At 55.8% G+C, this 14,284-nt stretch carries 14 protein-coding genes; 4 read left to right on the forward strand and 10 right to left on the reverse strand.

The genetic code is table 11. From position 1 onward, the window contains the following. Nucleotides 1-20 precede the first annotated feature (20 nt). The 7 genes from SIB88_RS08575 to SIB88_RS08605 all read right to left on the reverse strand — a co-directional run bounded on the left by SIB88_RS08575 (nucleotide 21) and on the right by SIB88_RS08605 (nucleotide 6,876). Nucleotides 21-479, reverse strand: a complete 459-nt coding sequence (locus tag SIB88_RS08575; protein ID WP_228195727.1) for a DUF4870 family protein — start codon at nucleotides 477-479, stop codon at nucleotides 21-23. A 277-nt stretch (nucleotides 480-756) separates the two neighbouring features. Further along, the gene (locus tag SIB88_RS08580; RefSeq protein ID WP_068517066.1) at nucleotides 757-2,214 is read right to left on the reverse strand and encodes an aldehyde dehydrogenase; all 1,458 of its coding nucleotides are present in this window, start codon (nucleotides 2,212-2,214) and stop codon (nucleotides 757-759) included. A gap of 51 nt (nucleotides 2,215-2,265) precedes the next feature. After that, nucleotides 2,266-2,982, reverse strand: a complete 717-nt coding sequence (locus SIB88_RS08585) for an ABC transporter ATP-binding protein (protein WP_068517067.1) — start codon at nucleotides 2,980-2,982, stop codon at nucleotides 2,266-2,268. Beyond that, nucleotides 2,975-3,709, reverse strand: coding sequence for an ABC transporter ATP-binding protein (locus tag SIB88_RS08590; protein WP_101247852.1), 735 nt, complete (start codon nucleotides 3,707-3,709; stop codon nucleotides 2,975-2,977). The genes SIB88_RS08585 and SIB88_RS08590 overlap by 8 nt, the downstream gene beginning before the upstream one ends. Next, nucleotides 3,706-4,686, reverse strand: a complete 981-nt coding sequence (locus SIB88_RS08595; RefSeq protein ID WP_412557869.1) for a branched-chain amino acid ABC transporter permease — start codon at nucleotides 4,684-4,686, stop codon at nucleotides 3,706-3,708. Before SIB88_RS08595 ends, SIB88_RS08590 begins: the two co-directional genes overlap by 4 nt. Next, nucleotides 4,683-5,555 carry a branched-chain amino acid ABC transporter permease gene (locus tag SIB88_RS08600; RefSeq protein WP_412557870.1) on the reverse strand — a complete coding sequence of 291 codons (873 nt, stop codon included), beginning with the start codon at nucleotides 5,553-5,555 and terminating at the stop codon, nucleotides 4,683-4,685. Before SIB88_RS08600 ends, SIB88_RS08595 begins: the two co-directional genes overlap by 4 nt. A gap of 103 nt (nucleotides 5,556-5,658) precedes the next feature. Next, the gene (locus SIB88_RS08605; RefSeq protein ID WP_082817652.1) at nucleotides 5,659-6,876 is read right to left on the reverse strand and encodes an amino acid ABC transporter substrate-binding protein; all 1,218 of its coding nucleotides are present in this window, start codon (nucleotides 6,874-6,876) and stop codon (nucleotides 5,659-5,661) included. A 316-nt stretch (nucleotides 6,877-7,192) separates the two neighbouring features. Between SIB88_RS08605 and SIB88_RS08610 the strand changes: the two genes are divergently transcribed. The 3 genes from SIB88_RS08610 (at nucleotide 7,193) to SIB88_RS08620 (ending at nucleotide 10,533) form a co-directional block, all read left to right on the forward strand. Next, a complete protein-coding gene (locus SIB88_RS08610; RefSeq protein WP_412557871.1) occupies nucleotides 7,193-8,170 on the forward strand; it encodes a helix-turn-helix domain-containing protein in 978 nt (325 codons plus the stop codon). Nucleotides 8,171-8,329: 159 nt separating this feature from the next. Continuing rightward, complete coding sequence (locus SIB88_RS08615; protein ID WP_412557872.1) at nucleotides 8,330-9,178, forward strand: DUF3750 domain-containing protein; 849 nt, start codon at nucleotides 8,330-8,332, stop codon at nucleotides 9,176-9,178. A 137-nt stretch (nucleotides 9,179-9,315) separates the two neighbouring features. Then, a complete protein-coding gene (locus SIB88_RS08620; protein WP_412557873.1) occupies nucleotides 9,316-10,533 on the forward strand; it encodes an MFS transporter in 1,218 nt (405 codons plus the stop codon). 38 nt (nucleotides 10,534-10,571) lie between these two features. On the opposite strand, the gene SIB88_RS08625 is transcribed toward SIB88_RS08620, so the two are convergent. The 3 genes from SIB88_RS08625 to SIB88_RS08635 all read right to left on the reverse strand — a co-directional run bounded on the left by SIB88_RS08625 (nucleotide 10,572) and on the right by SIB88_RS08635 (nucleotide 13,326). Beyond that, nucleotides 10,572-11,081: a TspO/MBR family protein gene (locus tag SIB88_RS08625; RefSeq protein ID WP_412557874.1), complete on the reverse strand. Its 510-nt coding sequence runs from the start codon at nucleotides 11,079-11,081 to the stop codon at nucleotides 10,572-10,574. Nucleotides 11,082-11,184: 103 nt separating this feature from the next. Continuing rightward, nucleotides 11,185-12,402 (reverse strand): zinc metallochaperone GTPase ZigA, encoded by a 1,218-nt coding sequence (zigA, locus tag SIB88_RS08630; RefSeq protein ID WP_412557875.1) that lies wholly within the window; start codon nucleotides 12,400-12,402, stop codon nucleotides 11,185-11,187. Between the two features lie 228 nt (nucleotides 12,403-12,630). Next, the gene (locus SIB88_RS08635; RefSeq protein WP_412557876.1) at nucleotides 12,631-13,326 is read right to left on the reverse strand and encodes a glutathione binding-like protein; all 696 of its coding nucleotides are present in this window, start codon (nucleotides 13,324-13,326) and stop codon (nucleotides 12,631-12,633) included. A gap of 154 nt (nucleotides 13,327-13,480) precedes the next feature. On the opposite strand from SIB88_RS08635, the gene SIB88_RS08640 reads away from it, so the two are divergent. Then, nucleotides 13,481-14,173, forward strand: coding sequence for a glutathione S-transferase family protein (locus SIB88_RS08640; RefSeq protein WP_228195738.1), 693 nt, complete (start codon nucleotides 13,481-13,483; stop codon nucleotides 14,171-14,173). Nucleotides 14,174-14,284 lie beyond the last annotated feature (111 nt).

A 14,284-nucleotide genomic window follows, 5' to 3' on the forward strand; every position in this document is an offset into this window, starting at 1 on the left:
ATGGTGATTTTGGCACCGCCTTAAAGGCTGGGTTCCTGACGTTCAGGTTGCGGATTTGATGCGGTGGCAAGGGCCGGGGTGCTGCCGGGCGTGAATGTTTCGCCACGGCCAAGGGCGTTCATCCCCTTGATGACGCGGATCAGGGTCCAGACGAACCAGTAAATGCCCAGCGCCAGCGGCACGATATACAGAATTGCACCGATGCCAAGCGTCATGAAACTCAATGCGCCAATCAGCATGTAAAGCACGATATTGATGACCATGATGATCACGCCGCGCCAGAAAATGGCAATCTGGTGTTCGAAATGATTGGCGGCAACCGCGTCGCTTGTCGTGCGGTTCATATAGGCCATGACGACCCCGGCCAACGCCGTCAGACCGGTCACAAAGCCGACCAGATAAAGAATGTAAACAATGTTTGCCAGATTGCGGCCTTCGCCGCTTGGCGCTTGCGGGGCGGAATTGGTGGTTGCTTCCATTATGTCCTCAAAATCTAATATGAAGAGAAAATAAACAAGTCGATACCACTTTAAAGAGAGTTTCAGGTGAAGGCGAGGAAATAGTGATTGAAATCAATCGGCTGTAAAACAAAACAGGCCGCCGGACATAAAGTCCGACGGCCTGCACACAGGTCCTGACTTGCAAGGGAACTCAGTGCAAGTCAGGCTTCCCCCCTGCGTTAGCTGATTGAACGGGAGAGCCGGACAGAAGTTCCATCCGGTTTCTGTTCCGGTTCCAGTTCCAGTTCCGGTTGGCTTAGAACGGGTAGTGGCGTTTGCCGCTTTGGATGGTGATCCAGCGCATTTCGGTGAATTCGTCGATCGATGCCTGGGAGCCAAACCGGCCATAACCGGACGATTTTACACCGCCAAACGGCATCTGTGCTTCGTCCTGAACAGTCGGGCTATTGATGTGGCAGATGCCGCTTTCGATGCGTTTGGCAACGTCCATGGCACGCGGAATGTTGGTCGAGAAGACCGCAGAAGACAGGCCATATTCGCTGTCATTGGCGATGCGAACGGCTTCGTCTTCGTTGCCGGCACGAATGACGACACAGATCGGACCAAAGCTTTCCTCGGAATAGATTTTCATTGCCGGGGTGACATGATCCAGAAGGGTCGCGTCCATCAGAACGCCATCCTTGGCCTTACCCGAACCGGCCACGAGTTTGGCACCCTTGGAAACCGCGTCTTCGACCAGTTCTTCGATGCGATTGACAGCTTCGACATTGACCACACCGCCAAGGATGTGTTCGGCCTTGGCCGGATCACCGGCGGTAAGGGTTTTTGCCTTGGCAGCCAGTTTGGCAACGAATTCGTCGGCTACCGCATTGTCAACGATCAGACGTTCGGTCGACATGCAAATCTGGCCCTGGTTCATATAGGCGCCGAATGCCGCACCATTGACGGCTTCGTCAAGGTCGGCATCGTCCAGAACGAGGAACGGTGCCTTGCCGCCCAGTTCAAGCAGAACCGGTTTGAGATGTTCGGCACCCAGCTTGGCGATGATGCGGCCAACACGGGTCGAGCCGGTAAAGTTGATGCGACGTACCGCCGGATGGGCAATCAGGGTTTCGACGATTTCCGGGGCATCTTCCGGGGCGTTGGTAACAACGTTAACGACACCTTCGGGTGCACCGGCTTCGACCAGGCATTCACCGATCAGGCGATGCAGGGCCGGGCAAAGTTCGGACGCCTTGAGCACCACGGTGTTACCGCAGGCAAGCGGCATGGCAATGGCCCGCGTGCCCAGAATGACCGGTGCGTTCCACGGTGCAATGCCCAGAACAACACCGACCGGCTGACGCACGCCCATGGCCATCAGGCCCGGATGATCGGACGGAATGATATCGCCGGTGATCTGAGTGGTCATCGCACCGGCTTCGCGGAGCATGTTGGCAGCAAGATGGGCGTTAAAGCCGCCCCACATGCGGGTACTTCCGGTTTCATCAAGGACAAGCTGACCGAACTGGTCGCCCTTGGATTCCATGATGTCGGCGGCCTTAAGCAGGATCTTGCGACGGGCGCCCGGGCCCATTTTCGACCATTCCGGGAAGGCCGCGGCCGCGGCATCGGCGGCCTTGCGGGCATCGGCGGCGTTGGCAGCAGCCGCAACCGTTGCGGTTTCGCCGGTGACCGGGTTTTTGCGTTCAAACGTGCGGTTGTTTGACGCATTCACATCCTGGTTGCCGATCAACAATTTTACATCATTCATGACGTTTCTCCTGACTTTTCAATTACTGCTGCGAGGTGGCGAAAGGCGGCATCATGCCGCCCCAAGGCCAAGGAAGGCCTTTTGCACAGCAGGGTCGGATTGCAGGGCCCGGGCGCTGTCTTGTCCGGTGATGGCCCCGTTTTCAATCAGATATCCCCGATCTGATATGGCAAGGGACTGGTGCGCGTTCTGTTCAACCAGAAGAACACCAACCCCGGTTGTACGAATGGCGGCAAGCGCCTTGAACAGATCCCCGGTCATGATGGGTGACAGACCAAGGGAGGGTTCATCAAGCAGCAAGATATCGGGATTTGACATCAGCGCACGACCAATGGCGACCATTTGCTGTTCGCCGCCGCTCATGGTGCGGGCGGCCTGGTTCAAACGTTCGGCCAGTTTAGGAAACAGACCGATCACCCGATCAAGGTTTTGTTTTTCCGATGCGCGTGCCCGTTTGGCAAAGGCCCCGAGTTCAAGATTTTCACGCACTGTCAGTTCGCCGAAAATGCCGCGGCCTTCGGGCACAAGCGCCAGACCGGCTTCGACAATTTTGTGGGCGGAAAGATCGGTAAGCTCCGCCCCGGAAAGATTGATGCGCGTCCCATCCTGTGCGGTAACAAGGCCGGCACAGGCTTTGAGCAGGCTGCTTTTGCCCGCACCATTGGCGCCAAGCATCACAACGATTTCACCGCGATCCACGGTCAGTGATACATCGCGCAGGGCTGCGTGTTTGCCATAGGATACAGACAGGTTTTTGATATCAAGCATGGCTGTCTCCCAGATAGGCGCGGACAACTTCGGGATCGGAAAGGACTTCGTCAGGCGTGCCATCGGCGATCTTGGCCCCGGCATTCATGACAACGCAACGATCGCACAGGCTTCTGATCGCATCCATCACATGTTCAACCATGATGATGGTCAGGCCTTCTTCCTTGAGCTGACGGACCAGGGCAATGCCGTCCTGAAGTTCGGACGGGTTCAGACCGGCCAGCCATTCATCAAGCAAAAGAAGCCTGGGCTGAAGGGCAAGGGCGCGGCCCAGTTCAAGGCGTTTCTGATCGATATAGGTCAGATCACCGGCAGGCGTGTGGGCCTGTTTGGCAAGTCCGATGCGGTCAAGCAGTTCAAGGGCAGCCGAATGGGCGGCATCCCCCCATAGCGGATTGGTGCGATAGGCAAGACCGGCTTCGATATTTTCCACGCAATCAAGATCAGGCAGAACGCGGACAAGCTGGAACGTACGCGCAATGCCGGAATGGCTGATTTTATGAGCCGGAAGGTTTGTGATGTCCTTGCCGCTGATGACGACCTTTCCTTCGTTGGCCTGAAGGGCACCGGAAATCAGGTTCATCACCGTGGTTTTGCCCGACCCGTTCGGACCCAGCAGGCCGACAATTTCACCAGCATGGACATCAAACTGCATCTGATTGACCGCAATCAGACCGCCAAATGCCTTATGCAGGCCCGAGATCGAGAGAAGAATTTCGGTATTCATGCTGTTTTCTCCCCTGATTTGCGGGTGGTTTCGGTGTCGGCTGAAGGCGTGCGCTTTTTCGGTGCACGGTATTTTTCATACAGACCCACCACACCACCGGGCAGAAGGTAGACAATCACCATGAACACACAGCCAAGCAGGATGCTGAAATGGTTCGGGAAGCTTGCGGTCAGAACTTCAAACAGAAGGGTCAGCGGAATGACCCCCAGAAGCGGACCCAGCAAGCGGCGCGGTCCCCCCAGAAGTGCCATGATGACAACCTGGAATGACAGCATCGGGTTAAAGGCAATCACCGGATCGATATAGGTCCAGCGCGGTGCGATGATGGCGCCGGTCAGTGTCATGAATAGGGCAGACAGAACAAACAGCGCGACTTTGACGCGTGTAACATCAATACCGCAATGCTTGGCGACGGTTTCGTCTTCGCCAATGATGCGAAGCGCAAAGCCAAGGCGCGAACGCCCAAGGACAAACCCGGTCAGAAGCAGAACTGCAAACAGCGCCAGTAACTGCCAGTAAATGTCATTCTGGGTGATATCAAGGAAGACATAGCGGCCCATTTCACGGGTGACATTGACTTCGTACCAACTGACAACCTGACGGACAAGTTCGGTCAGGCCGAAGGTGAAAATCACGAAATAAACACCCGCCAGTCGCAGGGTCGAAAAACCGACCAGAAGGGCAACAACCGTTCCGGCAAGACCCGCACATAGAAGAACAAGCGGGAAGGCCATGACTTCACCGAGGACTGCCACCGTATAGGCGCCAATGCCAAAGAACACGACAGTCGCAAGCGAGATATAGCGCGTCGGGCCGGAAAACATCGACCAGGCTGTGGCAAGCACGGCGAAGCTGACGACACTGATGGCAAGCGACATATAGTAGCTGTCAACAAGCGATGGCAGGAAGGCAAGGGCGGCAAAGATTGCGGCACCGATGGCAACCGGCTTGATGAAATCGGGTTTCAGGATGCTCATGATGCTGCCCTCCCGAACAGGCCGGATGGTTTGATCAGCAAGACCAGAAGGAAGATCACATAGGTGACAGCAATGGTCAGGCCCGGATCGATATAGGTCGCCACCAGACTTTCGGCGATGCCAAGGATCAGACCGGCAATCAGCGCACCGAGAAGGTTACCCACCCCGCCCATGATCACAACGATCAGGGCCTTCATGGTAAAGACAACACCCATCGAGGTCGAAAAGGTCAGGAACATGCTGACCAGAACGCCGCCGACAGCTGCGACCGCACCGCCAAGCGCAAAGGCAAAGCAGGCTGCGAAATTGACATCAATGGCAACAAGGCGGGCCGAGGTCGGATCAACCGCAACCGCACGAAGGGCGGTGCCAATACGGGTACGCGTCAGGATCAGATAAAAACCAAGACCAATGACAACGGCAAAGCCAAGGGCAACCAGACGGTTGGCCGCGATGGCCGCGCCAAACACGTCAACCGCGTCATTAAGGAAATCATAGCTGTAATAATTGCCGCCAAACCAGACCAGCAGCACACCCTGAACGATGAACAGCAGGCCGAAGGTGGCCAGAATGCTGTCAACTTCAAGCATGCCACGGTTTTTGGCGCGCGCGACCAACGGGGTCAGCAAAAAGCGATAAATGCCCCAGTTCAGCGCGAAGCTGAGCGGAATGATGATCAAAAGACCAAGGATCGGGTTGATCCCGAGTGCGGTCATGAAAACAAAGGCAATAAAGGACGCGACGATCATCAGTTCGCCATAGGCGAGATTCATGATGCGCGAAACACCGTATTGCAGGGTCAGACCCATGGCGACAAGGGCATACATGCCGCCAAGCGTAATCCCCGATAATAATGCGTAGCTTAACATTCACTTCTTCCCAAAGGGGGTATCGGGTCCCGGACGGGGAGGTATCGGGGTTCCCGTGCGGTTGTGCACACACGGAAACCCCGACAATCCTTAAAGGCTGCGATCAGTTCGCGCCTTTCCAGGCCGGTTTCGGGAAGACAAGTTCATGGGCGCCTTCCATGCTGGTCGGGGCAACGCCGACAAATTTGCCGTCCTGCCACTGACCGACCTGCCAGAAGGTCTGGTCGCCCGGCTTGTAGGTGCCAAGGATGGTGTCAAAGCCGCCTTTGGCCAGTTCGGCATTCACAGCTTCGCGGTCGGTGGAACCGGCACGTTCGATTGCCTGTTGCAGGGACTGAAGCGATGCCCAGTTGACGATCGATGCCCAGCGATCCGGTTCGCGACCGGCAAAGGCGATGTGACGTTTAATATAGTCGGCGATCTTCGGGTCGTTTTCGCTGGCACCGCCAAGGCTTACGACGCCTTCGGCATCTGCGCCAAAGCGGTCCTTATATAGCGGGAAGGCCGTGCCGACACCGGCATAGAAGACTTTGGGGTTGAAGCCCAGAACGCGGGACTGTTCGGTCAGGCCAAGGGTACCCGGCGGATAGGAGAAGGCAACAAAGGTGTCTGCACCAAGCGATTTGATGTCATTGACGATGGTTGCAAGATCCTGGGAGCCCAGCGGATAGGTTTTGTCATAGACCAGATCAAAGTCGCGATCTTCAAGGGCGGCACGACCGGCCTTGGACAGTTCGATGCCAAATCCGTCGGCAACAGCGATCATGGCGACCTTGTCATTGATCTTGCCGGCGTCTTTCAGACCTTTGAGGAATTCGGCCATTTCGACGGCATATTGTTCACCGGTACCCAGCAGCCAATAGGAGTTTTTCCAGCGCTGAGCCAGTTGCGGTGCCTTGTCGGTCACAGCCGTACCAGCCAGATGGGCATAGCCCGCGCGATCAAGGATCGGCGCAACGGCAAGGTTCATGCCCGTACCCCAGGGCGACAGGATGAAATCGACCTTGTCCTGGTTGATCAGGCGTTCAACCGCACGTACGGCTTCTTCGGAGCTCGATCGGTCATCATATTCGACGACTTCGATCGGGATCTGTTTGTCGCCGACCTTAAGGCCGCCGGCATCGTTGATTTCCTTGACCCACATTTCATAGTTGGGCGTGGTGCTGGTCGCAGCCCCCGGCGCGCCCGGCCCGGTTTTCGAAATGGCATAACCAATGCGATAGGTTTCCTGGGCATTGGCACCAAACAGCGTCGCGGTGCTCATCAATGCGGTGGTCGCCGCAGCAATGGTCGCGATGCGCAGTTTTGCTGAAATTTGCATGCTTTTCCTCCTGATCTCTTTGCAGAGACGGTTTTCCCGTTTGCGCGTTATTTCAGGAGTTTAGGCAAAGAGATTCTGTTATTTACTTTGGGATTCAAAGTAAATCTCCGGCGTATCCTCCCGCCCATTAGTTCGCAGATGCAAAATAATGGGAACGCATTTTTAATATGTATTGTTGTTTTTGCGGTTCCTTTGACCGTCACTCTAGTAAGCGATGGAACCGTTCCAATGTAAAGATAGCGAAATTGACATTTTAAGACGAAAAATTGTACTTTTATACGTATAACCATTTGGAATGGATGGGCGATAAAAAGGCATGTGTGCGCAGTCATCCCGCGATATCCCGGTATCCAGCCCGGCACGTCTGGCGGAAAATCCGTTTGAAGATCTGTTACCGGTCACGGCACAGGCAATGATGGACCGGTTTGATCATCCGTTATCCCCGCAAAGCTGGGTGATGAATGATCCGGGGCGGCGCGACCGGTGTTATGCGGTGTTGTTATTGTCCGGGCGGGCCCAGATTGCCCTGCGCCAGGGGGTGATTGATTGCAGGGCCCCGGCACTTGTGTGGTTGCCGCTTGGCGAGACGCAACGGTTTACGGTAACGGCGGGCAGCGAGGGTTATTTGCTGTCGGTGGCCGATGATCTTGTCGCACGTCATTGCGGGGATGGGGCGGGTGTTGCCGGGGGTGGTCTGACTGGCGGGGGGCTTCCGCTTCGGCTTGCGGCCGATACGGTGCATAATGTGACCCCGGCGGAAAACGGGGAAAACATTGCGCATTTGCGCCGCAGTTTCGAGGCAATCCGGGCCGAGCTGATGCAAAATGCGCTGGGGGCCAGTCTTGTGGTCGGGGCGCATTTGCAGATCATTCTGACCATGGTGTTGCGTCTGGCCGAAAATGTAATGGAACAGCGCGACAAGCATCGACCGGGTTCGATTACCTTTCAGCGGTTCTTGCAGGTGCTTGAGCTTCATTTCCGTGAACACTGGAATGTGGCCGATTATGCCACCGCCCTTGGCGTCAGTGAAAGGCGGTTGGGATCGGCTGTTTTGCGCGCGACCGGCAAGCCACCGCTTACGGTTATTCATGACCGCGTGTTGCGCGAAGCCTGCATGCGGCTGGAACAAAGTCCGCTGGGTGTGGCACAGATTGCCTATGGGCTTGGTTTTCGCGACCCGGCCTATTTCAGCCGGTTTTTCAAACGCTATATGGGCGAGGCGCCCGGCGCATACCGGCGTATGCGGCGTGCGGCAGAACGGGTGCGCGATGATACCTTTGCCGCCTGGCCATAGGATTTTGGCCGGGTAACCGGTTGGTAAATGTCGCGAAAATGTATCAATGGCTCACGGCTTGTTGAATGCCGATCAAAGTTGCGTTGCCTTTTTTTGATCTTACTTCTTCGCTTTGATCGTAATGTTATTGCAACGCGAAATCAGATTGGATGAAAAACCTTGGGTAAAGGCAAAACACTTCTTCTTGGGCTTGTCGCGGTTCTGGTCCTGCCATTCGGGATCAGTCTTGCCGAAGATCCGCCCGGTCAGGACAAGAAAGAAAGCTATACCTGGCGCAATGCGCCGCGCCATTCATCGGGGGTTGCGCCCAGTGCGCAGGATCATGCCAATCAGGCCATTGTCATGGTGATGGCAGCCGATACATTTGGCTGGCGCGGATATTTTGCGGTTCATCCATGGATCATTTTCAAGCGTGCCGGTGAAACCAGCTATACCCGTTATGACGTGGTTGGCTGGGGTGGCGGCAATGTGGTGCGCAAGAATTACGCGATCCCCGATGGCCTGTGGTTTGGTGCCAAGCCGAAAGTTCTGGCCGATCATCGCGGCGAGGCGGCAGAAGCCCTGATTGACGAGATCGAGGCCGCGGTGGCGAGCTATCCGTTCCCCAATGAATATCGCAGCTATCCGGGGCCGAACAGCAACACCTTTATCGCCCATATCGGGCGCGAGGTTCCCGACCTTGATCTTGATATGCCGGCCAATGCGATTGGCAAGGATTACCGCCCGATCACCAATCCGGTGGGCATGTCATCAAGCGGGCAGGGCGTTCAGGCCAATCTGCTTGGCGTTCTTGGATTGTCGGTAGGGCTTGAAGAAGGCATCGAGTTCAATGTGCTGGGCCTGAATTTCGGGATCGATTTCAATCGCCCGGCCTTGCGGTTGCCGTCGGTCGGACGGCTTGGCATGGATAATGTCGCATCCGAGGATAATGACGGCGATGTCGCGACAAGCGAAGAAGCGCAGCATCGCAACGAACAGGCAGAAGTTCTTGCCGGACCAAGCAGCTAGTCCCGGGGTTCGATCCACAATCCTGCCCTCAATACCAATCGCTGATCCCGTTGGGCGGTGTTTGGTTTAAATGCTTGCCATTTCGATGAAATGCGGCGAAGTCTTGGGTTCATAAGAATCATTCGCAAGGCTTGGCCGTGTTTTCCCAAATCAGTCTGCTGGCCCGTCCGGGCCAAATCCCCGCGACCGTCTGGATCCTTGGGTTTGTCAGTCTTCTGATGGATGTGTCCTCGGAGATGGTGCAAACCCTGTTGCCGCTTTATATGGTTTCGGGGCTTGGATTGTCGGCGGTGACCATCGGACTGATCGAGGCAATCGCCATCGCAACCGCAACCGCGACCAAATTATGCGCCGGTGTTTTTTCCGATCTGATCGGATCGCGCAAATGGCTTGTTGTGGTCGGCTACGGGTTTGGCGCGCTGGCCAAGCCGTTCTTTCCCCTGGCCGAAGGCTTGGGCGCGATTGTTGCCGGACGGTTTGTTGACCGGGTTGGCAAGGGCATTCGCAGCGCGCCGCGTGATGCGCTGATTGCCGATGCGGCCCCGGCCGATAAACGCGGTGCCTGTTTCGGGGTGCGCAAATCCCTTGATACGGTCGGCGGCTTTGTCGGGCCATTGATTGCCGTTCTGGTCATGATGGCGTCGGGCGGGGATTTCAGGCTGGTATTCTGGCTTGCGGTTATTCCGGCTGTGCTGGCGGTGGCGATGCTGGTGGCAGGCATCCGCGAACCCGAAACCGCACGGGGCCGCGACGGGCGTCAGACCATAATCGATCTTTTGAAACGTTCGGGCGATCTGGGGCGCGGTTTCTGGCTTGTCATGGCGGCAGCGGCAATTTTGATGCTGGCCCGGTTTAGCGAGGCATTTTTACTGCTGCAAGCAGGCACGGTCGGGATTGCGGCAAGTTATGTGCCGCTGGTTCTGGTGTTGATGCATCTGGTTTACGGGCTGTGTGCCTATCCGGTCGGGGTGATGTCGGACCGGATCGGGCGGCGCGGGCTTCTGGTGGGCAGCATTGCGGTGCTTGCACTGGCCGATCTGGTTATTGCCTTTGCGCCGGGGATTGCCGGCTATGTGATTGGCATCGGGCTTTGGGGGCTGCATATGGGCATGTCGCAGGGGCTGATTGCGACGCTGGTTGCCGATCACAGTCAGGAACGTCTGCGCGGCACGGCCTTCGGGGTGTTTAACCTGGTCTGCGGCGTTGCGCTGATGCTGGGCAATGTGATGGCCGGGCTGATCTGGGAACAGTTTGGCACCTATATGACCTTTGTTGCCGGCGCCGTGGCCTGTGTGATGGCCCTGATCCTGTTCGGGGTGGTGGTTATGCGGGGGCGTGCGCCGGGCGCGAGTTAGGCGAGATCGCAAAACAGGCCGTGAAATCGGTCCTGACCCTAGCCGTTAAGATGCCAGATCGCCCCGTTCAGCAGGGTGGCAAACCCGACCCACAGCACATAGGGGATCAGAAGGATGCCCGCCAGTCGGTCGATTTTAAGAAACATCGCGCAATTGACGATGATCAGGGCAAGCAGGATCACAATATCGACCAGCCCCCAAAAAGGTGACCGGGCGCCAAAGAACAAAAATGACCATGCCAGATTAAGCGTCAGCTGAAGCCCGTAAACAATAAGCGGGCCCTTGGCATTGGCGATGCCGGCTTTGAGCCAGACCCGCCAGCCGCTAAAGGCGATCAGGAAATAAATGATGGTCCACATCGGACCAAACAGCCAGTTTGGCGGATTGAAGGCCGGTTTTTGCAAGCCTGCGTACCAGTCATTGACACTGGTTGCGGTTACGGCACCGCCTGCGGCCGATATGATCAGGCACAATACCATAAAGGCAATCAGCGCAAAGACCCTGGTGCGGTGATTGGGGGTGCGGGTTTCGGCATGTGGGTCACGCATTTCCGTTCCGATCATTTGGGGCAGCCATGTGGTGATAGTCGCATGTTTCGGACATCATAACCACATGGCATGCGTTTCGAAATCGGCTTGGCTGGTGCCCGGTTTATGCAGCCCTTTTGCCCCAGCGCGGAAACGGATCAGGCAGACTGGCATAACGGGCCGGATCAAAGGATGTGGCCAGAATATCGTCAGCCTCATCGACAAGGCAGTCCGAAAGACGTTGGCGCAGGGCGGCTTCGTTCATGTTCTGACCGATAAAGACGATTTCCTGACGTCGATCGGCAAAGACCGGATCCCATTTTGAAAAGACCATATCGCGCCATGCCGGATTGTCAGGCCATTGATCGCGCGGAACCGCACACCACCATGTGCCAAGGGCCTCTGTCTTGACAGCAGCGCCGGCCTGACTGATTTCACCAACCCAGTCCGGGCGGGTCGCCAGCCAGAAATGCCCCTTTGCACGCAGCACACCTGGCCATTCGCTATTGATGAAGGCGTGAAACCGTTGCGGGTGAAAGGGCAGGGATGTGCGAAAGGTAAAGCTTTTGATCCCGTATTCTTCGGTCTCGGGCACGTGATCGGCAAAGCCATAGAGTTCCTTGGCCCACAGCGGATGATTTTGTGCCCGTTCAAAATCAAACCGCCCGGTATTGAGGATGCGTTGCGGGTCAACGATGCTGTTGGTGGTTTCGATGATTTCGGCATCGGCATTCAGGGCCCTTAGAATGGCCAGTACCGATTGGCGTTGTTCGGTATCGACAAGATCAAGCTTGTTAACAACGATCACATCGGCGAATTCGATCTGATCAACCAGAAGATCGACAATCGATCTGTCATCCCCGTCGCCCAGGCTTTCGCCGCGGTCGGACAGAAAGTCGGTGGAACTGTAATCGGCAATCATGCGCGCGGCATCGACAACCGTCACCATGGTATCAAGACGGGCAATATCACCAAGCGACTGGCCGTTTTCATCGCGAAAATCAAAGGTGGCCGCGACCGGTAACGGTTCGGAAATGCCCGTTGATTCAATCAGCAGATAGTCAAAGCGTTCCTGTTCGGCGAGACGGCGGACCTCGGCCAGAAGATCATCGCGCAAGGTGCAGCAAATGCAGCCATTGGTCATTTCGACCAGCTTTTCATCGGTCAGGGAAAGCTCAGAGCCGCCATTGCGGACAAGGTCGGCATCAATATTGACCTCGGACATGTCATTGACAATCACCGCAACCCGCAAGCCACGGCGGTTGTTGAGAACATGATTGAGAAGAGTGGTTTTGCCCGCACCAAGAAAGCCGGACAGAACAGTAACGGGAAGGCGTTTCATCAGATCGACCATAAATGTTATGTTATAACGTAACATTTATGGGGAAGGGAGCCGTAATGCAATCAAAAAAGTAAGAGGCCCGAAAGGCTTGCCCAAAAGGCCTGGCAAAAGGCTTGGAAAAATGGGCGGGTAAAGGGGGAAGGTAATAGGTGGGGGCACAAGCTGCCGGTACAGACGATCCGGTCAAAAAAAAAAGACCCGGCAGGGACCGCCGGGTCTGTTTCGGTATCAGGCCGGTTTGGATGTCTGTCCAAACAGGATTTTCTTGCCTTCTTCCGTCACAGCAGGCTGTGCGGTGAATGGTTCGGCGGCCTTGTAGGCGGCAATGGTGGCCGGGCGCGCCTTGATGGTTTCAAACCAGCGTTTCAGGTTCGGGAAGTCATTGAGATCCTGTTGCTGTTTTTCATGGCTGACGATCCACGGATAGGATGCCATGTCAGCAATGGTATATGCATCACCGGCAATGAAGTCGCGGCCTTCGAGACGCTTGTTCAGCACACCGTAAAGACGGTTGGTCTCGTTGACGTAACGCGTGATGGCATAGGGGATTTTATCAGGGGCATAGGTGCCGAAATGATGGTTCTGCCCGGCCATCGGACCGAGTCCGCCCATCTGCCAGAACAGCCATTCCATTACCGTTTTGCGGCCGCGTATATCAGTCGGCAGGAACTTGCCGGTCTTTTCGGCGAGATATTGCAAGATCGCCCCGGATTCAAACACCGTTATGGCATCGCCGCCATCCGCGGGATCATGGTCGATGATGGCCGGCATGCGATTGTTTGGCGAAAAGGCCAGGAATTCCGGCTTGAACTGGTCACCGGCACTGATATTGACCGGGAAAATCTTGTAATCCAGCCCGGCTTCTTCAAGGAACAGCGTGATCTTGTGGCCGTTCGGGGTGGGCCAGTAATAAAGGTCAATCATGGGCTTGGGGCTCCTGTGATGATTTTTGAGTGGCAGGGTCAATAAAGGAACCTTGCCAACTGAGACATTATCGGTCAATTTAAAACGAACGTTCCAAAATGCAATACCGGGTCACAGCTTTGTGTTATCAGGCGGGCCCGCAAGGAGACCATTGATGATCCGCTTCTATTTTCATCCGACCCCGAACCCGCAGAAAATCTCGATGATGCTTGAGGCATCCGGCCTTGAATATGAAGTCCTGCCGGTCGATACCCGCAAGGGTCAGCAACATGACCCGGCCTTTCGCGCGGTCAATCCCAATGGCAAGGTGCCAGCCATTGTCGATACCGACGGGGCCGGTGGCAAGGAAGTCCGGGTGTTTGATTCCAATGCCATCCTGATGTATCTGGCCGAAAAGTCCGGCAAGTTTCTGGGCAAGCCGGAAGATCGTGGCGAGCTTCTTTCATGGTTGATGTTCATTGCCACCGGTCTTGGTCCGTTTTCCGGTCAGGCGGTGCATTTCCAGTATGTCGCCCCGGAAGGCAGCGATTATGGTGTGAACCGTTACCGCAATGAAATCGCCCGGCATTATCAGGTTCTTGAAGATCATATGAAGGGCCGTGAATTTATTGTCGGCGATGAAATGACCATCGTTGATATTTCGGCCTGGGGCTGGATCGACAAGGCGCCCTATGTCCACAAGAACCCGGATGTGATGGATAACTACCCCAACCTGAAACGCTGGTTCGCGGCAATGAACAGTCACCCGGCGGCAATTGCCGCACGCGATGTCGGCAAAGGTCACAGCTTCAAGACCGAAATGGACGAAGACGCCAAACGCGCGATGTTCCCGTCAAACTACGTTTGATTGGGCATTCCTTTGTGAGGGCGACCACGTCGGGAAGTTTGGTCTTGCAATGAATGCATCTTTAAAGTGCAATAGTTGTTTGATTGTGCAATCAAAAGGCCATGCCCAAAC

This window comes from Thalassospira sp. MIT121401, assembly GCF_047125595.1.
Classification (GTDB): domain Bacteria; phylum Pseudomonadota; class Alphaproteobacteria; order Rhodospirillales; family Thalassospiraceae; genus Thalassospira; species Thalassospira povalilytica.

Excerpts from the sequence above, each read along its gene's own strand:
- SIB88_RS08575 (WP_228195727.1), bottom strand. The coding sequence starts at position 479 with ATGGAAGCAACCACCAATTCCGCCCCGCAAGCGCCAAGCGGCGAAGGC.
- SIB88_RS08580 (WP_068517066.1), bottom strand. The coding sequence starts at position 2,214 with ATGAATGATGTAAAATTGTTGATCGGCAACCAGGATGTGAATGCGTCA.
- SIB88_RS08585 (WP_068517067.1), bottom strand. The coding sequence starts at position 2,982 with ATGCTTGATATCAAAAACCTGTCTGTATCCTATGGCAAACACGCAGCC.
- SIB88_RS08590 (WP_101247852.1), bottom strand. The coding sequence starts at position 3,709 with ATGAATACCGAAATTCTTCTCTCGATCTCGGGCCTGCATAAGGCATTT.
- SIB88_RS08595 (WP_412557869.1), bottom strand. The coding sequence starts at position 4,686 with ATGAGCATCCTGAAACCCGATTTCATCAAGCCGGTTGCCATCGGTGCC.
- SIB88_RS08600 (WP_412557870.1), bottom strand. The coding sequence starts at position 5,555 with ATGTTAAGCTACGCATTATTATCGGGGATTACGCTTGGCGGCATGTAT.
- SIB88_RS08605 (WP_082817652.1), bottom strand. The coding sequence starts at position 6,876 with ATGCAAATTTCAGCAAAACTGCGCATCGCGACCATTGCTGCGGCGACC.
- SIB88_RS08610 (WP_412557871.1), top strand. The coding sequence starts at position 7,193 with ATGTGTGCGCAGTCATCCCGCGATATCCCGGTATCCAGCCCGGCACGT.
- SIB88_RS08625 (WP_412557874.1), bottom strand. The coding sequence starts at position 11,081 with ATGCGTGACCCACATGCCGAAACCCGCACCCCCAATCACCGCACCAGG.
- zigA (WP_412557875.1), bottom strand. The coding sequence starts at position 12,402 with ATGAAACGCCTTCCCGTTACTGTTCTGTCCGGCTTTCTTGGTGCGGGC.
- SIB88_RS08635 (WP_412557876.1), bottom strand. The coding sequence starts at position 13,326 with ATGATTGACCTTTATTACTGGCCCACCCCGAACGGCCACAAGATCACG.
- SIB88_RS08640 (WP_228195738.1), top strand. The coding sequence starts at position 13,481 with ATGATCCGCTTCTATTTTCATCCGACCCCGAACCCGCAGAAAATCTCG.